Raw genomic sequence first — 18,503 nt, 5'->3', positions numbered from 1 at the left:
ACCTGTGCATGTCACTGTCGCAGGCCGGCCCTTCGCGATACACCTCCAAAAGAGCTAGCTGAATCGCCGCATAGAGCAATTTTGAAGTAGACCCCTGCGTGACCTCGCTGTTCTCATATACCCCGTCACTGTGACGATGGGGGGAACAAAAAATGGCGGATTTAAGTCGCCGTGGGCTGCTAGCAGGTGCGGTTGCCGGGGGGATCACCGTTGGGCTGACCGGGAACAGCGCGAGTGCGGCGCCGCCGGGTATCCACGCAGGATCGTCAGCGAGTGCGCAGTGCGCGTCGCCCGACGCGGTGGTGGTCGGGACCAACGACCCGCGTTATCCGAGCCTCATCACGCCCTGGAACAGGCGTTTCGAGGGCAGCCCGCAGAATGTGCACCTGGTCTACAACGCGAAGCAGGTCGCCGAGGTCGTCGGCGCTGCGGTCGCCGCGAACAAGCGATTCGCGGTTCGCAGCGGCGGCCATTCCTTCGAGAATCTCACCTCTTCTCCTGACATTCAGGAACTGATCGACCTCTCGCAGATGTCGGATATCTACTACGACCCCAAGCGGCGGGCGTTCGCCATCGAGAGCGGCGCGACGCTCGGCAAGGTGTACGACACCCTGGTCAAGGGGTGGGCCGTCACCATCCCGGGCGGAATCTGCCCGGGCGTGGGCGTCGGCGGCCACATCGCCGGCGGCGGCTACGGCTTCCTGTCGCGCCGGTACGGTCTCGCGGCCGACTACCTGTACGCCGTGGAGGTCGTGACCGTCGACAAGTCGGGCAAGCCCCGGATCGTCGTCGCGACGCGTGACGAGGGAGACCCCAACCGGGACCTGTGGTGGGCGCACACCGGTGGCGGGGGCGGCAACTTCGGCGTCGTGACGCGCTACTGGATGCGACGTCCGGGCACGGATTCCACCGATCCCGCCGACCTGCTGCCCCGGGCGCCCGCGACCATGATCCGGCGAGCGGTCGTGATGTCCTGGGACCAGTTGGACCGCACCTCGTTCCTGAAGTTCTTCCGGAACTACACCAACTGGTACGAGCAGAACAGCGCCCCCGACTCGCCGAACGCGAATCTGTGGGGTGGGTTCTTCACCTTCCACAAGTCGGCCGGGCCGGTCGGTTTCATCGTGGGTGTCGACAGCGGGGTGCCGAATGCGCAGGCCCTCGTCGACGCACACGTCGAGGCGGTCATGTCCGGGGTGGGCGTGCAGCCCGCGTCGGACACCACCGAGTTCGCGCCGTACCTGGACGACCGGAACTGGCAGAGCGAGCCGGATTCGCGTTCCAAGGACAAGGCCGCCAATCTGCGCAAGGGATTCTCGGACAGCCAGCTCGCGACCATCTACCGTCGGCTGACCGACCCGGAGCCGACGAACGCGGGCGCCGCGCTCACCATGTCCGGGTACGGCGGCAGAATCAACGCGGTGGCCTCGGACGCGACCGCGACGGCGGACCGCGACTGCGTCCTGCGGGTGTACTTCACCGGTGGCCGGTGGACCTCGCCCGCCGACGACGCGAAGAACATCAAGTGGATTCGCGAGTTCTACCGGGACGTCTTCTCGGAGACGGGCGGGGTGCCGGTGCCGAACGCGATCAACGGCGGCAGCTACATCAACTACATCGACGCCGATCTCGCCGATCCGGCCTGGAACACGTCCGGGACGTCGTGGGCGGAGCTCTACTACAAGTCCAACTACCCGCGTCTCCAGCAGATCAAGAAGCGGTACGACCCGCGGAACGTGTTCCACCACGCTCTGTCGATTGTGCCGAGGTGACCGTTCGGTACCGGAAACAGGATCGGGTCGCCTACGTCACCCTGGACCGGCCACATGTGTTGAACGCCATGGACCTGCGGACACATGAGGAACTCGCCGAGATCTGGGACGATTTCGAAGCCGATGACGACATCTGGGTCGGCGTGCTCACCGGAGCGGGTGAGCGCGCCTTCTCGGTCGGTCAGGACCTCAAGGAACTGGTGGCCCTGACCGAGCAGGGCCGGGCCACCCCGTCCACCTTCGGCAGCCGGGGCAAGCCGGGCTGGCCCCGGCTGACCGAGCGGTTCGGCCTCGCCAAACCGCTGATCGCCCGGGTCGACGGGTACGCCCTCGGCGGTGGTTGCGAGCTGGCCCTGGCCTGTGACGTCATCATCGCCTCGGACCGGTCGGTCTTCGGGCTCACCGAGGCCAGGTTCGGTCTGATCCCCGGGGCGGGCGGAGTCTTCCGGCTGACCCGGCAGGTGCCCTACCGGGTCGCGGTCGGGCACCTGATCACCGGTCGCCGGTTCGACGCCGCCCGCGCCTACCAGCTCGGACTGGTCAACGAGGTGGTGCCGGCCGCCGAACTCGACGCGAGCGTGGCGAGCTGGGTCGAGGACATCCTGCGCTGTGCCCCGCTGTCGGTGCGGGCGATCAAGGAGGCCGCGGCCACCGCCGCGACCCGGAGCCTCCCCGACGCCTTCGCCACCCGCTACGCCTGGGAGGAGCAGCGCATGCACAGTGCCGACGCGACCGAGGGCCCGCTCGCCTTCACCGAGCGGCGGGACCCGGTCTGGCGGGGGCGCTGAGCGTTCGGACCGGACTCCCGCCCGGTCCGCGATCTCCGTCCCGTCCAGGATCCTGGACGGGACGGAGATCGTTCCGGTTCCGGCGGCCGGCGCCTTGCGGCTTCCGCCGCGCTCCCGGCCGGCCGAGGTCCACGCGGCACACCGGCGCCGGCGATACCGCCGGCGCCGGTGGCGCGGAGCGCCTCGACGGCGCGTGGTACGGGGCTTCCGGCTCAGTCCTCGGCGGTTCCGGACCCCGCCCGGATCATGTCCATGACCGTCGAGTCCATCAGCGTGCTGACATCGCCCAGGGTGCGATTCTCGGCGACGTCCTTCAGCAGGCGTCGCATGATCTTGCCGGAACGGGTCTTGGGCAGCTCGCCCACGAAGATGATCGAACGGGGCTTCGCGATCGGGCTGAGCGTCCTGGCGACATGGTTGCGCAGGTCGGCCTTGAGCTGGTCACCACTCCCGCCGGCGGTCTCCACGGTGCTGCGGGCGATGACGAAGGCGGCGATGGCCTGGCCGGTGGTGGGATCGGCCGCGCCCACCACGGCCGCCTCCGCGACCGCCGGGTGCGACACCAGCGCGGATTCGACCTCGGTGGTGGAGATGTTGTGGCCGGAGATGACCATGATGTCGTCGACCCGGCCGAGCAGCCACAGGGCGCCGTCCTCGTCGCGCTTCGCGCCGTCACCGGCGAAGTAGACCCACTCGTCACCGGCGTTGGCGCCGGCGCCGAACTGGGACCAGTAGGTGTCGACGAAGCGTTTGTCGTCGCCCCAGATCGTCCGCAGCATCGCCGGCCACGGCTTGCGGAGCACCAGGAAGCCGCCCCCACCGTTCGGCACCGACTCGGCGTCGTCGTTGACCACGTCGGCGGAGATGCCCGGCAGCGGACCCATCGCCGAGCCGGGTTTCGTGGCGGTCACGCCGGGCAGCGGCGAAATCATCATCCCGCCGGTCTCGGTCTGCCACCACGTGTCCACAATGGGAATCCGGTCGTGCCCGATGTGCTCGCGGTACCACATCCACGCCTCGGGGTTGATCGGCTCGCCGACGCTGCCGAGGATGCGCAGCGACGACAGGTCGTACTTGGCCGGGATATCGCTGCCCCACTTCATCATGGTGCGGATCAGGGTGGGCGCGGTGTAGAGGACGCTGACCTTGTACCGGTCGACGATCTCCCAGAACCGGCCCGGGTGCGGGGTGTCCGGGGTGCCCTCGTACATGACCTCGGTGGCGCCGTTCGACAGTGGACCGTAGACCATGTGCGAGTGGCCGGTGATCCAGCCGATGTCGGCGGCGCACCAGTGCACGTCGGTGTCGGCCTTGAGGTCGAAGACGGCCCAGTGGGTGTACGAGACCTGGGTCAGGTAACCACCGCTGGTGTGCAGGATGCCCTTCGGCTTACCGGTGGTGCCCGAGGTGTAGAGGATGAACAGCGGGTGCTCGGAGTCGAACGCCTGCGGCTCGTGCCTGTCGTCGGCCTGCTCGACCGTCTCGTGCCACCACAGGTCCTTCTCGCCCCAGGTGACGTCCTCCCCGGTCCGGCGGACGACGAGCACGTGCTCGACGCTGGCGCACCGGGCCACGGCGTCGTCGACGATGGGCTTGAGCGCCGACGGCTCCCCACGCCGGTAACCACCGTCCGCGGTGATGACCACCTTCGCGCCCGCGTCCTCGATCCGGGTGGCCAGCGCGTCCACCGAGTAGCCCCCGAAGACGACGCTGTGGGGGGCGCCGACGCGGGCGCAGGCCAGCATCGCGACCACGGCCTCCGGGATCATCGGCAGGTAGATGGCGACCCGGTCGCCGGCCGTCACACCGAGTTCGGTCAGCGTGTTCGCCGCCTGGCTGACGCTCTTGAGCAGGTCCGCGTAGGTGATCGTTCGGGTGTCGCCGGGCTCGCCCACCCAGTGGATGGCGACCTTGTCGCCCCGGCCCGCCTCGACGTGCCGGTCCACGCAGTTGTAGGCGATGTTGAGCGCACCGCCGACGAACCACTTGGCGAACGGCGGGTTGCTCCAGTCGAGGACCTGCTCCCATTCCCGCGCCCAGGTGAGCCGCTCCGCCTGCCGGGCCCAGAACGCCGGCGGGTCGGCGGCGGCGTCGTCGTAGGTGTCCGCCGTGACGTTGGCTCGGGCGGCCAGGTCAGGTGGTGGGGCGAAGGTTCGCGTCTCGGTGGAGAGATTCTCCAGCGGCGTGGTCATGGTGGCAGCTCCTCTCGGGGCATCGGCGCGCCACCCCAGTCCAGCCGCAACATCGCCGGTGGTCATCTTCCACCGTGCGGGGGACGCGCGGGATGGTCCAGCGGGGCCGGGGCGGGCCGGCTTCCGCTGGACCAGGACGCGGTCACTCGGGCTTGCGGCCCCAGGCCTGCACGTACAGGTGCGAGATCACGCTGGTGCCGGGATCGGCGAGGTGACTGCTCAACGCCGTGTGCAGCTCGTCGAACTCTTCCCTGGTGATGAGCTCACTCGCGATGAGCCGGTCCCGCAGGTTCTCGGCGAAGTCGGCGAGGACCATCCGCCGCTCGTGTCCGGGCTCGTGGTCGATGTAGACGACGGGCCGCACCTGAACGTCGACGAGGCCGGCCTGGCGGAGCAGGTTGGGCATCCGCCTGCCCACGAACAGATTGATCTTGTTGAGGTCGGCGTACCGCTGGGAGACCTCCATGAGCCGGGTCCACGACTCGGCGGGCGGGTCGCACACCTGCCCCACCCGGTCGCCCTCGTGGAACGCGACCCAGCCGCCCGGTCGGGCGAGCCGTACCGCCTCGGTGACGATCTCCTCGGGCCGAGGCACGTTGTGCAGGATCAGTCGCTCGGTGACGAGGTCGAAGCTGTCGCCGGGGAGTCCCGTCGCACGGGCGTCGCCGTGCCGCACCTCGACGTTGTCCAGCGTGCGGTCCACCACGAACTTGCGTGCGAGCTCGACCGACTCCGCGTCGCGCTCGACGCCGATGACGGACCCGGTCGGTCCCACCCGTCGGGCCAACTCGTCCAGGCAGCCACGGGGTCCCACGCCGAGTTCCACGACGTGCTTACCGTCGAGCGGACCGACCTGGTCGAACAACCATGCCGCCTCGGACCGGAAGTCCTCCGCCTGTGCCCGCAGGCGATCGTGCTCCGCGCTCCGGTAGCCAAGAAAGTACTGGTCCTCGAGAATCATCGATGCTGACTTCCCTCGTTGGTCGAGGCCGCGGCGCGGCCGGGTGGGTGTGGTTGCGTTGCTCGGATGTCGACGTGCCCCGCTCGGCACACCGACGCGTCAGGGGCCGGCCGGGCACCATCCACTGTGGTGTCCGTGTCCCCGGGGTCACTCAGGGCGGTGCGACTGTCGGTCGCGCCCAGGCGGAGAGGCTCCCCGGCGACGTCGTCATTGTGGAAGCTCCTTTCACGGTTTCGACGTGCTATCTCAGTCCAGCCGCAACATCGCCGGCGGGCATCTCCGACCGTGCGGGAATTGTCGAGCGGCGCGGCCGGTGGCCGGGTGACAGCGCGGTCACCGGCCGGCCGGCTCCGGTAACCGGTCGATCGGTGAAAGCACCGTCGCCACCGTCCAGACTTCTGGACGGTGGCGACGTGTCTGCGATGCTGTCCGGCGGCTACGACGCTGGCGCGAAATCAGATGCTGACGGTGTAGTCGCGCGGGGTCCGGCGCGGCGGCCCGTCGACGTACGCGTGGTAGGCCTCGAGAATCTGCTGAGCCTCCTCGTTCGCCTTGGCGAACGCGACGGCCGGGTCGGCGTCGTCGACCAGGACGTCCTGCATCGCGGAGACCAGCTTGGCGACGATCGCGGCGTGGTCGCCCATGAGGGGCCCGAGCGACGCCGGCGAGCCGTCCGTCTCCGCCGCCTGCTCACTGGCCGGTAGCAGGTTGGGGTTGCGGGCGAACCAGTCCTCGGCGGCGAGGGCGTCGAGCGCCGGCTTGGTGATGGGGATGCGCCAGTGCAGCTTGGCCCATTCCGCGACGTAGCGCGGGCTGTTCAGGTACTGCATGAAGGCCAGCGCGCCGTCCTGCTTCTCCTTGCTGAGACCCGAGGCGAGGAAGAGCGAGAACCCGCCGAGGCTGTTGCCCGCGAACGGGACCTCGTCGTTGTACGGCATGCGGCCGGCCGCGACCGTGAACCCGTGCCGCTCACCTCGCTGGATCAGGTGGGTGGCGTCGACGGACGACGTGATGAGCAGCGCGATCTCCTGGTTCTCGAACGCCTTGAAGCAACCGAGGAAGTCACCTGCCGTCCCGGTGTACAGATAGTGGCCGTTCCGGTGGAGGCGTCGCCACCACTCGACGTAGGCCATCATCTCGTCCGAGGCGAGGTTCACCTTCTCCGGCCGCGCCGAGCGGCCGTTGTCGTGGTCGGCGATCAGACCGCCCTGCTGGGCGACGGACTGGAGGAAGAACCAGTAGCAGTTCGGCCAGGCGATGCCGTGCGAGGGCCCGTCCGGGAGTTTCGCCACCGCCTCGCACGCGGCCTCCACCTCGCGCCAGGTGCGCGGGGGCTTGGTCACGCCGGCGCGGTTGAGGATGCTCATGTTGGCGTAGAGCACCAGGGTGGACGCCGTCCGGGGCACGGAGACCAGCTCGCCGGCGTAGCGGAAGAACTCCCGCGCCGTGGGCAGCATGTCGTCGAACATGACCGGTTCGCCGAGGATCTCGGTCCGCCCCGCGATGGCCTTGTCGATGGACGTGAACAACGGCGTGCCGTCACTCTTGAGGGTGTCCATCATGGTCCGCGTCAGCGTGAAGTGGAATTCCGCGACATCGGGCGGATTACCCTCCTCCACGGCCCGGGTCACGGCCTCGGGCATCGTGTAGAAGTCGTGGGGCTTGATTTCGACCAGATATTCCGGGTGCTTCTCGTTGAACTCGCGGGCAGCGGCCACCGCGATGTCCGGCTGATCCGCCATCCGGTAACTGGCGGGATCGCTCAACCACACGCTGATACCGGTCTTCGTGGCCATATGTCAACCCTCCGTCATTATCGTTGTGGGTCAATTTCTATGGTGACGAGAAGTTGGCTCGGGTCAGCGTCCCAGCGGCGTGGCACGGGCCGCAACTTCGACTTTGCGGGGAGCCCGGGCGGGGCGCCGGACGGCAGCGGTCGGCCGAGGGACGTACCGCGCCGGCAGCCGCGACACCCGGGCTCGGTCGTGCTACTCCGGACGGTTGCGCGGGCAGTTCTGGTAGACGGCGAGACGCCACTGGCCGTCGCGCTTCACGACAATCCACGAGGCGCGGATCGCGGCCGTGTCCGGGAGTTCCGTCTCGCCGGCCGGAATGACGCCGCCCTGACTGATCAGGGCGACCGCGCCGGGGCCGAGCGGCTTCATGTCGATGGGCTGACCGGTCACCCGGGTGCCCTTGTAGGGGCCCGCGAAACCGGCCGCCATGAACTCCAGGATCTCCGCGCGGCCCTTCTTGTACACGCCGGGCAGGATGAGCGTGCCGTCCTCGACGAACAGATCGGCGAAACCGTCGGCGTCATGCGCCGCCCACGTCTTGATCATGCGGGCGGGGAGGGCGGCGATTTCGGCCTGGTCCGCGTCCTGGTCCGCGGTCTTGGCGCCGGTCGGTGCGGAATTCGTCGTCATGCGGTTCTCGCTTCCATGAGGCCGGTGGCGGCCCGTTTCGGCCGTGGCGTGAGGGATGGGCGTCGGCGTATTCGGGCGCGGAGGGCGGCTGCCGACGTAACGACAATCGCACCGCGACCACATCGCTGCATCTTCGGTGTTGCCGCGCCCGATGGCGCTGGTCATCGGCACGGACCGGGCGATCCGAATCGCGTCGGGAGCGGATGGCAATGCGACTTCTGCGCCGACCGTCGAGATGGCGGCGCGTTCCTGATCGAACGGCAGTGACGGCGAATGTCCGCACCGGCGGACCCGCCCGGGTCCGGGTGTTCCGTCGCGCCGCATTCCGGCCACGGTCCGGCTGCCCGGCGTCGACCGGGACCACCGGGGCCTCGCGGGCCGGGAGCGGCGCGTGCGAGGCCGGGGCCGACCACCGGCGGCGACCCGGCGTGATGGTGCGATCAGGGCCGCGGGCCGGGGCCCCGCACCGGGCCGGGACCGGCCGGTGACGGGGGACCGGCCGCCCGGCGGGTCACCGCGGGCTCGGGCCGGAGGCGAGGTCGCGGTGCAGTTCGGCGCCGATCTGCCGGGCTGCCGCGAAGCTCGCCCAGGAGGTCAGCTCGATGATCGCCCGGTCGTCGTGGCCCTGCGCGCGGAAGTCCTCGATGACCGCGTCGGTGACCCGGTAGGAGGCGAGCGCGACCAGCATCGCCAGCCGCGCGGCGGGCCGGTCGCGCTCCGGGAGTTCGGCCACCGCCGACTTCCACGGCGCGTCACCGCCGAGCCCGGCGGGCTCGGGTGTCCGGCTGGCCAGCTGAGCCGACACGAACCGGCGGACCCGCTCCGGCACGCTCCGCGCCCCACCGGCGTCGATCGCGGCGGCGACCCGGGCCACCGCGCCGGCGATGTGTGTGGGCCCGGCGGCCCAGGCGAGGTCGGCCGGGAGCGGCGCGTCGGGCAGGAGGTCGGCGGACCGACCGGGGTCGGAGCGCCGGCTCGCCATGCCCCGCATGAGCCGGGCGGTGACCCGCCGGACCACCCGCAGCACCGGGGCGGGAGCCGGCGGCATCGGGGAGTCCTGCAGGAAGACGTTCACCATCCGGTTGATGTAGTGGAACGTGACCGCGACGCCGATCAGCTCCGGCGCCTGCCCGGGTGGGAACGGCGCCGGATGCCGTGCCTGCGCCGACGGGTTCCCGCTGGCCCGGGCCCAGCGCGCCAACTCCCGTACGTGCGGGTCGCCGAGGTCGTCGAACCGGTCCCCGGCGACGGCCCACGCGTCGGGTCCACGGAGCAGCCCGGCCAGGGCGGCACCGTGGACCTCGACGCAGTACGGGCACTCGTTGGCCAGCGACACCGCGGCGGCCACCGCCTCCTTGACGGACCGGTCGACCAGACCCGGGGCGAGCATCGTCTCACGCAGGATCGACCAGCAGGCGGCGAGCGTGTCGGGTGCGGCGGCGTGCAGCATCACCGGTGGCGCGACCATGCCGAAGTCGGCTTCCATCTGCCGGTACACCCGGGCGGTCAGGCCGGTCGCGGCGCGGAGTGAAACCGGGGCGACGTGGCGGATGTGCGTCACCGACACCCGCCGGGTGGCCCGGGCGAAGAGCGTTACCACAACGGACTTCTTTCCACGTGGTATGGGTCGCGGCAAGGTGCCGGCGCACGGTGCGCCGGCACCCTCTCAGCTACGCGGCGCGGGGGACCGCCCGCCGGCTGGCGGTCTCGCCCTCGGGCGACGGCGCACCGTAGCGTACCGAAACACCGCGCTCCTGCGCGGCCCGGACGATGCCGGGCATGGCCCGCTCGGCCAGGGCCGCGATGGTCATCGCCGGATTCACCGTCAGCGCGCCGGGCACGGCGGAGCCGTCGGTGACGAAGATCCCCGGATGGTTGCGCAGTTGGTGACCGTCGTCCAGGGCGGAGGTCGCCGGGTCGTCGCCGATCCGGCAGGAGGCCAGCGGGTGCACGGTGTACGCACCCACCAGATCGTTCGTCCAGGGCATGACGCGGGCGAGCCCGTCGCGTTCCAGGGTGTCCTTGACCGCGGCGTCGGACAGCGACCAGCCCCGCCAGGTGTTGGCGGTCGGGTGGTAGCGGAGCGGCCCGTTGCCGAGCATCTGCTGCGAGAGCCGGTGCGAGTTGCCGGTCTCGGGCGGCGGCCCGAAGACACCCTCGTTGTCGTCCTCGGACATGGTGAAGATGGTGAGCCACGACTGCCAGCGCTGCATCATCTCCTTCTTCTCCACGCCGAACCAGGTCGGGCCGGTCGCGTCCGGCGCCTGGGCCAGGATCGTGCCGAGCCCCGGCGGGAAGTAGAGCTGTTCGAGGGAGAAGCGTTCGTACTCCGGGAGGCTGCCGTCGAGCTGGTCCCAGCTCGCGACGGTGGGCCCCCGGCCGATCTGGTAGGCGGCGTAGGCCTGGCCGCCGTCCCGGCTGAGGCCGAGCACCTCGCGCACCCGGTCCTCGTCGAAGACGGCGGTGTTGAGTCGCTCGCCGTTGCCGGAGAAGTAGCGGCCCACCGCGTGCGGCATCGGGCCCAGTCGCGGCTCGGAGCGCTGGAGGATGACCGGCGTGGCGCCCGCGCCGGCGGCCAGCACGACGATCTTCGCGTCGATGGCGCCCTCGTCGTGCAGGACCCGGTAGTCGAGGTCGTCCACGATCCGGTAGTGCACCCGGTAGCCGCCGTCGTCGTTGCGGGACAGGTACTGGACCTCGTGCATGGGTCGGATCTCGGCGCCGTGCGCGAGCGCGGCGGGGAGGTAGTTCAACAGCAGCGAACGCTTCGCGTCGAACCGGCACCCGGCCATCATCCAGTTGCAGTTGGTGCACAGGTCGAGGTCGATCGCGGACGGCGCCGGATTCGCGGTACGGCCGGCGTGGGCGCAGGCCGCCGCGAAGAGCCCACCGGCGAACGGCACCTGGTCCCAGGGGGTGAGCCGCACCGGCAGGGCCTCGGCGACCCGGTCGTACCACGGCTCAAGCGTGTCCCGGCTGATGGCGGCCGGCCACATCCGCCGGCCGATGCTGCCCCGGCGTTCGAAGACGAACCGGGGCGCCCGCGGCATGGTGGCGAAGTAGACGACGCTGCCGCCGCCGACGCAGTTGCCGCTGAGCACGCTCATGCCGTCGCCGACCACGAAGTCGAAGATGCGCGTGTAGGACGAGCCGAGTAGGAAGTCGTGGTCGAACTCCTCGGCGGTGAGCCAGGGGCCGCGCTCCAGAACGGTGACGCGCGCGCCGCCGGCCGCGAGATGGTAGGCCGCGATCGCGCCGCCGAAGCCGCTGCCGATCACGAGGACGTCGGTTGACTCGATAGCGGTCACGCTGGGCTGCCCGTCGTGGTGGTGTTCGGATGGATGTCGGCCAGTTGCCGGCCGTAGGAGAACTGGGGAAAGCGCCACACACCGTCGGTGTCCGGCCGGAAGTAGCCGATGCTCAGCAGACCCGGATGGCCGGCGGCCATCGCGTCCAGCGTGCCCAGGTGCGCGGCGCTGTCGAACGCCATGTTGCTGAACAGCGCGAGGGACACCCACATCTGTCGCTCCGGGTGCTCCGGGGCGGTGAGGAGCTGGACGAGTTCCGTGCGGTCGGCGAAGGACAACGCCACGAACGGCGGCACGTCGTCGTCGAGCACGAGGTCGCGCTTCTGCGCGTACTCGATGGCGTGGTCGTTGAGGGAAATGGCGAGCGAGTCCAGGGCGGGCGCCAGGCCACCGCCGGGCTGTTCCAGTAGGTCGATCGCGCCCGATGCCACAGCGCCGCCGCCGGTGGCGGCGCCGGCGATGGCGCGGTCGTCGGGCGAACGTTTCTCGCCGGGGACGATCGTGTCGGCGAACGCCTCGATTGTCATTGTGCGCGCCGGATCGGCGTCTAGGGTTTCGGGTTGCACGGCGTCTCTCCCAGTAGGTCGTGCTGCCGTTTGGACGGGATTGCACGCAGTCTCTGGCGGCCGGTGGGCGTGGACCAGAGTGGGCGGTTCCGTTCGCGATGGACCCATAGTGGCGCGGATAAACGGGCTGATGCATCTCCCGCGTTGCGTCGCCGGTGTTAGCCGTGGTCACGCAACCTCGAAGTCGGATCATTCATGACCGTTGCACAACAATCGGCAGCAGCACCAGTGCGCTCATCGTCTCCCATTGAGGGGTTCCTATGGCTGTAAATGACGCCGATCCGGCCACGATGGATCCGCGCGAGTTCGCCCGGCTGGTCAAGAAGACCCCGACCGCCGAGTTGCGTCAGATGATGCACAGCGAGCGGCGCACCGCCGTCCTCGACGAGTTGTTCAGCAGCATGCCCGGGGTGTTCCGGGCCGATCGGGCGCGCACCCTCGACGCGGTGATTCACTGGGTCATCGGCGACCGGCCCGACGGCGGTACGGACACGTATGAAATGGTGATCGCGAATGGTGCGTGCGTATTGTCGCCGGCGCCCCACGCGGAACCCAGGCTGACCCTGGCGCTCGGTGCGGTGGACTTTCTGAACCTGGTCACCGGAAACACGCACGCGGTGGCGCTGGTCATGCGCGGCAAGCTGAAGACCAGCGGTGACCTCGCGCTGACCGCCAAGTTCCCGACCCTGTTCGACGTGCCGAAGCCCTGACGCCCGACGCTCCGTCGCCGTCGGCGCCTCCGGTGGGATCCGGGGCGCCGACGGCGTCGCGGTGTCGGGCGTCAGGCGGCGCGGGCGGCGTCGCTCGGCGCGCGGGTGACCGGGCCGAGGTGTGCGCCGACACCGCCGTGTTCCGGCCTGTCGGTGGTGGGTTCGCCAGGGGTCGACAGGCCGAATCCGTGCCCCTGCCGGGAGCGCGCCTCGACGATGCGCCGGGCCGTCGACCGGACGTCCTGCAACGCCAGCAGAACCGGCGGGTCGAGCAGCCGGAGCGGACGCAGCGCCAGGTCGGGCAGGGCGACCTCGCCGTCGTCGTGGACCCGGATCGGCCCGTGCCGTAGCACGTACGGCCGCACGCCCCGGGCGGCGGGCTCGTTGACCACGCCGGGCGGCAGGGCGTGCACCAGGAGGAACCAGGAACCCGGCGGCACCTTGTCCAGCAGGTAGGGCCCCGGTCGTTCGAGCACGGTGCAGCTCACCGGCCGCCCCTGCGGGATCTGTTGCGGGAACAGACCGATGAACGTGTGGCCGAGCGGGATGTCCGGAGCGGAGGAGACGGTGCCGCCCACGGTCGCCGACGGGCTACGCGTCCCGTCGGACCGGTCGTCGACGGCGATCCGCGGTACGAGACCGCCGTACCGCCGGTAGGTCGTCGGTGACACCCCGACGCTGCTGGTGAACCGGGTGCTGAACGTGCCGACGCTGTTGTAGCCGACCCGGTGGCTGATGTCGACGACGTTCAGGGAGGTCGACACGAGGAGCTGCTTGGCCTCCTGGAGCCGCATCGCCGAGAGGAACTTCCGCGGGGACAGGCCGGTGGCCCGCTGGAAGATCCGCGAGAAGTGGAACTTGCTGAACATCGCGGTGCGGGCCAGGTCGTCGATCGTGAGCGGCTCGCCGAGGCGCTCCCGCATCAACCTGATGACCCGGTGGACCGCCTGCTCGATTGCCTTGTCCATGTCGCCTCCCCGGTTCCCCAGGGATCCCGCCCGGGGTAGCGTGCTGCACGGCCGCATCGACATGATGAGCGCAAAAATGGTTCGCGGGGCTTCAGAAAAGAGACCGCCACCGTTCGGTGGCGATCTCCCACGGCTGCCTGCCGCCCCACCACTGAGTCTCTGAGTCAATCGGCCGGGCCGCATCTTTAGGATTGCTTTCACGTGCCCTGTAACCGCGTGACCGCTTTCCGGCGGTATGGCCCACAATCGACACGCGGATGCGGTCGTCGAGAGCTTTCGGTATAGGCATACGACAATGCCGTACGGGTCGACCGGCCCCGGGTCCCGGGGCCGGACGGAAACGTCGTCGGTGATCAGCCGGCGGTGGCCGGGAGGTGGTCGAACTGGCCCGGCCGGCGTCCCGAGCCGGCCGGCCCGCGGTACGCCTGCGCGATGTCCAGCCATGCCTCGGCGTCCGGCCCGGTCGCGGTCACGGCGAGGTCGGCGCGGTGCCGGCGACGCGTCACCAGCAGGCAGAAGTCGACCGCGGGGCCGGTGATCCGCTGGGCGGCGTCGTCCGGACCGAACCGCCAGTGCGCGCCCGAGGGCGCGGTGAGGTCGAAGCCGAACTCCACGTCGGGCGGGGTCAGGTCGCGTGCGAGGTAACCGAAGTCCCAGACCCGCACCGCGAACGCCACCAGGACCCGCAGGCGGTCGGTGTACGTGCGCCGCACCCCCAGCGCGTCGGCGATGTCCTGGCCGTGCCCGAACAACTCCATCATGCCGGCGGCGGCGAGGACGCCCGGCGGCAGCGGCCGGACCAGCCAGGGCACCGGCTGTTCCGGCGGCGCGGCGGCGAGCGCCTTCTCGGCGGCGGCCCGCACGGCACGCCACTGCCCCAGCAGCACCTCGGGCGGGTCGTCGAGGAAGCGCTGCATGGCGCCCCGCACGTTGGCGTCGAAATCCGGCGTCAGCTTCGCGGCGATCCTGCCGAAGCCCTCCGGGTCGGACGCGGCGGTGCCCGCCAGATGGAACGTGGCCGTGAGGTGGGCGATCTGGTGTCTGATCGTCCATCCGTCGGCGGGGGTGGGCAGGGCCCACTGATCCGGCGTCAGGTTCGCCACCAGGCGGTCGACATCGTCGCCGTCGGCGACCAGCGCGGAGATGATCTGCTCATGGTCGGGCAACAGACAGTCCTTTCTGGATAGCCCGCGCCCTCGGCGTCACCAATAATTTCGGGCCTGGACTCGGCGCGGTCCATTTCAGCATGCCCGAGCCCGGTCGGCATTCATCTCCGTCGTTGCGGACGTCCCCGTCACCGGAACGCGGAGTCTCCCCGGTTGCGCAATTCCTCGACCGCTGCGCATTTCCGGAGACGTGGTGGCGCATACGGCGCGCCCATGCTGAGGACATGGTCACCTATCCGCTTTTCCGATCGGAACCGCCTGTCCCGACCCCGCCGCGGCGCCTCACCGCACCGAGTTCGTGAGACCCGGTCATGGTTGCCAGGCGGGTCATCTCCTCCGTACTCCAGCGGCAGGTCAAGTACATCAGCCCGGTGCCGCCCACGGCCGCCACCGGCCTTGTCGCCGAGGTCTACTCGCAGGCCGCGGACGAGATGCGGGTGGTCATTCCGCCGATCCTCGCGCAGTCCCCGTCGCCGGCGGCGCTGGCCGCCTACTGGATGCTCACCCGCGAGACGCTCACCGCCACCGGTCGGGTCGACCGCGCCCGCAAGGAGGTCGTCGCGGCGGCGGTGTCGGTGGCCAACACCTGCCCGTACTGCGTCGACATGCACAGCATCGGGCTGTACGACCTGTCCTGCGAACAGACCGCGGAGGCGATCGTCGCCGACCGCGCGGGTGAGGTCCCGGACCCGGGACTGCGTGCCGTGGCCGGCTGGGCGCGGGTCGCGCACCGGCCGGACGAGCCGGCCGTGCGGCAGCCGCCGTTCGCCCCGGCCGACCGACCGGAACTCGTCGGTGTCGCGGTCACGTTCCACTACCTGACCCGGGTGGTGAACGTGTTCCTGCCGGGCTTCCTCGTCCCTCGCCGGTTCGGGCCGAACGCCCGCCGCCGGTTCAAGCACGGGCTGAGTCAGGTCCTGAGTCCGCTGTTGCGCGAGACCCGCCTGTCGGGCCGGGCGCTGGCGCTGCTGCACGACGCCCCGCTGCCGGCGGACGCGGCCTGGGCCGAGGGACACCCGGCGGTGGCCGCGGCGGTGGCGCGTTCCTTCGCGGCGCTGGACGCCGTCGGCGCGCGGGCGCTGTCCCCGGACGTGCGGCACCTGGTCGGCGAGCGCCTGTCGACCTGGCGGGGCGAGGATCCCGGGCTCAGCCGGGAGTGGTGCGAGCGGCTGGTCGTCGAGCTGCCCGGGACGGACCGCGCCGCCGGTCGGCTCGCGCTGCTGACCGCCTTCGCGTCGTACCAGGTCGACGAGGACGTGATCGCCGAGTTCCGGGCCCGGGAGCCGGGCGACGCCGCGCTGGTGGAGGTCGTCGCGTGGGCGAGTTACGCAGCCGCCAGGCAGGTGGGCGCGGGGCAGGTGACCGCCGGGAGCAACGCACTTCCGGAGTAGCTCTTTCGTGTCGAACACCCAAAGTCTGTACCGAGATGATGATGTATGGGAGGGCGCATGCCGACCACGCTTGGATCGCTACGCCGGTTGGTGTTGACACCCCCGCTCCGCGAGGTGACGTTCGAACGCCGCGGGTTTCCGGGCGCGTCCTCGACGGCGGCGAGCCGCCTCGAAGCGATCCCGCAAGCGGTGATCTGCGGCTTCGAGTGGGGGATCGACGCCCGCGACCAGTGGGAGGTGGAGCGGCGGCTCAGCCTCGTCGAGGCGGAACAACGGGGGTTCGCCTACGAGGGCGCGACGATGGCGTTCACCGTCCTCGACGCGATGCGCGGGGGACGCGGGCACCGCACCCGTGACCTGCTGCTCGGGCCGGGCCAGCCGCACATCTTCCTGGCCTACATCGGCATCGGCTTCGCGATGGCGAAGCTGCCGCGGACGCTGTGGAAGCGGATCGTCCCCGACCTCGACGGCACGCCGTACCACCCGACGATGAGCTGGCTCGCGGTCGACGGATACGGCTTCGACCTGGCCTACTTCAAGACCGCGCGGTGGGTCGACGAGCAGCGGGTGCCGCCGTCGTATCCGTTCCAGGGTCGTCCGGACTACTTCCACCGCGCCGTGGACCAGGGCATCGGCCGGGCGCTGTGGTTCATCCACGACGGACGGGTCACCGACGTGGCCACGGCGGTCGGGCGCTTCGCCACCGAACGGCAGCCCGACCTGTGGAGCGGAGTCGGCCTGGCGTCGACGTTCGCCGGCGGCTGCGAGGCAACCGACCTGGCGACGCTACGACGACTGGCCGGGCTGCAGTGGACCGAGGTGGCGCAGGGCTCGGTGTTCGCCGCCAAGGCGCGCCACTACTCGGGCACCGTGCCGCCGCACACCGAGGCCGCGGTCGCCGCGCTGGCCGGGCTCACCGTCGAGAAGGCCGCGGCGCTCGCCGACGACGTCGCCGTGGCCGAACGGGACGCCGACGCCGGACCCGCGTACGAGCAGTGGCGTCAACGGATCCGTACCGCCGTCGCGGCGTCGACCGCGCACGGCGCGCGCTGAGCCGCGCGGGGCGCCGGAAACGCGCTCCGCACCGGTGAAGATGTGTCCGTGACATCGGACACCGCACCATTGAGAAGCAGGGCTGGGCGCGGTCGATCGAATTGACGACGACCGCGTTCGGCCCTTCCATGTCAGCGCGGCTGTGGCATTCTCCCGACGGATTTCCGCGAAACCGTGGCGGAGCTGGCCCACGCGGCGACCTCGCAGTCGAAATGGTGACCGGCCGGAATCCGTCGGAGGGCGGGACACGCGACGACCTGTGCCGGCCGGTGGCCGGCACAGGTCGTGGTGTCGAGCGGGTCCCCACCCGGGGTCGCCCCGGGCGGCGCTGGTCAGCGCGGCTCGACCTGCGTCGCGATGAACTCGGTCAGCTCGGGCTTGATCGGACCGGCCGGCTGGGTCGTCGGCAGCTCCACCACCTGGTAGGCGTCCCGGCTGAGGCCCTTCACCTCGACCGTCGAGGGGGAGTCGGTCAGCGCCGTCACCGTCGCCCGACCGACGGCTTCCGTGCTGGACGTGTCGTTGCGGCCGGCCAGCAGGAAGGCGAGCCAGCCGCGGTACCACACGATCAGGTCGGAGAAGGCGCCCATGGTGCCGCCGAGCCCCCGGCCGGCCGCCAATGCGGTCACCTCGTCCTGGAAGACCTGCTCCATCGCGCCGACGACCGCAGACGGGTCCCCGTCCAGATCCGGGCACGAGCGGGTGGCCGGACCGAACTTCCCGAGGTACTCGTCGAACTTCTCCCGCACGAGCTCGTCGTCGGGCCATCCCGGCTGCACCAGGAGGGCGGTCACCGGCCGGGTGGCCGCCAACAGGCCCGCGACGCGCAGGGCCACCGCCGAGGAGCTGCAGTGCCCGATCACGTACACCCGGCCCTGGTCCGCGCCGGACTTCAGGAACTCGTCCGCGCAGGCCTCGGCCAGCTCCGGCAGCGGAATGTAGAGGCGCTTGCCGCTGAGCGCGCCGATGGGGTCGATCTGGAACACCGGCCGGCCCGGCAGGCGCTCGCTGAGCATCTCGCTCAGACGCGGCGCCATGGACAGCGCCTGGAAGTCGGCTACCAGGATGGGATCGGCGTCGCCGGGACTGAGCCGTCGCAGCACCGGTTCGTCGAGGTCTGAACGGGTCATGTCATCCTTATCCGCTCGGGTCATCGCGCGCCGCTCACGGGCCGTCGTCGGGCGCCGGCGCGCTGATTCTGG

15 protein-coding genes are annotated in these 18,503 nt (G+C 70.6%); 5 read left to right on the top strand and 10 right to left on the bottom strand.

Going from position 1 to position 18,503, the window contains the following annotated elements; genetic code table 11:
• Positions 1-299: 299 nt before the first annotated feature.
• Together ACIA6B_RS14540 and dpgD are read left to right on the top strand one after the other, a co-directional pair.
• On the top strand, positions 300-1,772 hold the full coding sequence (locus ACIA6B_RS14540; protein WP_396773503.1) for an FAD-binding oxidoreductase: 1,473 nt from the start codon (positions 300-302) through the stop codon (positions 1,770-1,772).
• Positions 1,769-2,560, top strand: a complete 792-nt coding sequence (gene dpgD, locus ACIA6B_RS14535; RefSeq protein ID WP_396773501.1) for an enoyl-CoA-hydratase DpgD — start codon at positions 1,769-1,771, stop codon at positions 2,558-2,560. Before ACIA6B_RS14540 ends, dpgD begins: the two co-directional genes overlap by 4 nt.
• Before the next feature lie 212 nt (positions 2,561-2,772).
• On the opposite strand, the gene acs is transcribed toward dpgD, so the two are convergent.
• The 7 genes from acs to ACIA6B_RS14500 all read right to left on the bottom strand — a co-directional run bounded on the left by acs (position 2,773) and on the right by ACIA6B_RS14500 (position 11,974).
• Positions 2,773-4,752 (bottom strand): acetate--CoA ligase, encoded by a 1,980-nt coding sequence (gene acs / locus ACIA6B_RS14530; protein ID WP_396773499.1) that lies wholly within the window; start codon positions 4,750-4,752, stop codon positions 2,773-2,775.
• Positions 4,753-4,894: 142 nt separating this feature from the next.
• Positions 4,895-5,713, bottom strand: coding sequence for a methyltransferase domain-containing protein (locus ACIA6B_RS14525; RefSeq protein WP_396773498.1), 819 nt, complete (start codon positions 5,711-5,713; stop codon positions 4,895-4,897).
• Positions 5,714-6,168: 455 nt separating this feature from the next.
• Positions 6,169-7,509 (bottom strand): extracellular solute-binding protein, encoded by a 1,341-nt coding sequence (locus tag ACIA6B_RS14520; protein WP_396773496.1) that lies wholly within the window; start codon positions 7,507-7,509, stop codon positions 6,169-6,171.
• Between the two features lie 192 nt (positions 7,510-7,701).
• Positions 7,702-8,139: an SgcJ/EcaC family oxidoreductase gene (locus tag ACIA6B_RS14515; protein WP_281942716.1), complete on the bottom strand. Its 438-nt coding sequence runs from the start codon at positions 8,137-8,139 to the stop codon at positions 7,702-7,704.
• Positions 8,140-8,650: 511 nt separating this feature from the next.
• The gene (locus ACIA6B_RS14510) at positions 8,651-9,739 is read right to left on the bottom strand and encodes a carboxymuconolactone decarboxylase family protein (protein ID WP_396773494.1); all 1,089 of its coding nucleotides are present in this window, start codon (positions 9,737-9,739) and stop codon (positions 8,651-8,653) included.
• A 70-nt stretch (positions 9,740-9,809) separates the two neighbouring features.
• Positions 9,810-11,447: an FAD-dependent oxidoreductase gene (locus ACIA6B_RS14505; protein ID WP_396773493.1), complete on the bottom strand. Its 1,638-nt coding sequence runs from the start codon at positions 11,445-11,447 to the stop codon at positions 9,810-9,812.
• Positions 11,444-11,974: a DUF5987 family protein gene (locus ACIA6B_RS14500; RefSeq protein WP_281942715.1), complete on the bottom strand. Its 531-nt coding sequence runs from the start codon at positions 11,972-11,974 to the stop codon at positions 11,444-11,446. The genes ACIA6B_RS14505 and ACIA6B_RS14500 overlap by 4 nt, the downstream gene beginning before the upstream one ends.
• Positions 11,975-12,273: 299 nt before the next feature.
• On the opposite strand from ACIA6B_RS14500, the gene ACIA6B_RS14495 reads away from it, so the two are divergent.
• On the top strand, positions 12,274-12,723 hold the full coding sequence (locus ACIA6B_RS14495; protein WP_396773491.1) for an SCP2 sterol-binding domain-containing protein: 450 nt from the start codon (positions 12,274-12,276) through the stop codon (positions 12,721-12,723).
• Positions 12,724-12,794: 71 nt separating this feature from the next.
• On the opposite strand, the gene ACIA6B_RS14490 is transcribed toward ACIA6B_RS14495, so the two are convergent.
• Both ACIA6B_RS14490 and ACIA6B_RS14485 read right to left on the bottom strand, forming a co-directional pair.
• Positions 12,795-13,691 carry a helix-turn-helix domain-containing protein gene (locus ACIA6B_RS14490; RefSeq protein ID WP_396773490.1) on the bottom strand — a complete coding sequence of 299 codons (897 nt, stop codon included), beginning with the start codon at positions 13,689-13,691 and terminating at the stop codon, positions 12,795-12,797.
• Between the two features lie 353 nt (positions 13,692-14,044).
• Positions 14,045-14,857 (bottom strand): TIGR03084 family metal-binding protein, encoded by an 813-nt coding sequence (locus ACIA6B_RS14485; RefSeq protein WP_396773488.1) that lies wholly within the window; start codon positions 14,855-14,857, stop codon positions 14,045-14,047.
• Between the two features lie 311 nt (positions 14,858-15,168).
• Between ACIA6B_RS14485 and ACIA6B_RS14480 the strand changes: the two genes are divergently transcribed.
• Together ACIA6B_RS14480 and ACIA6B_RS14475 are read left to right on the top strand one after the other, a co-directional pair.
• Complete coding sequence (locus ACIA6B_RS14480; RefSeq protein WP_396773487.1) at positions 15,169-16,248, top strand: carboxymuconolactone decarboxylase family protein; 1,080 nt, start codon at positions 15,169-15,171, stop codon at positions 16,246-16,248.
• A 57-nt stretch (positions 16,249-16,305) separates the two neighbouring features.
• Entirely contained in the window at positions 16,306-17,301 is a 996-nt protein-coding gene (locus ACIA6B_RS14475) for a DUF1702 family protein (RefSeq protein WP_396773485.1), read from the top strand.
• A gap of 332 nt (positions 17,302-17,633) precedes the next feature.
• Here the strand turns inward: ACIA6B_RS14475 and ACIA6B_RS14470 are convergent, their stop codons facing one another.
• Entirely contained in the window at positions 17,634-18,431 is a 798-nt protein-coding gene (locus tag ACIA6B_RS14470) for a hypothetical protein (protein ID WP_396773483.1), read from the bottom strand.
• Positions 18,432-18,503 lie beyond the last annotated feature (72 nt).

The sequence above is a fragment of the Micromonospora sp. NPDC051141 genome, assembly GCF_044455765.1.
In the GTDB taxonomy this organism is placed as follows: Bacteria; Actinomycetota; Actinomycetes; order Mycobacteriales; family Micromonosporaceae; genus Micromonospora.
Note: the sequence above shows the minus strand (reverse complement) of the source record. Positions and strands in the feature narration are given on the sequence as shown.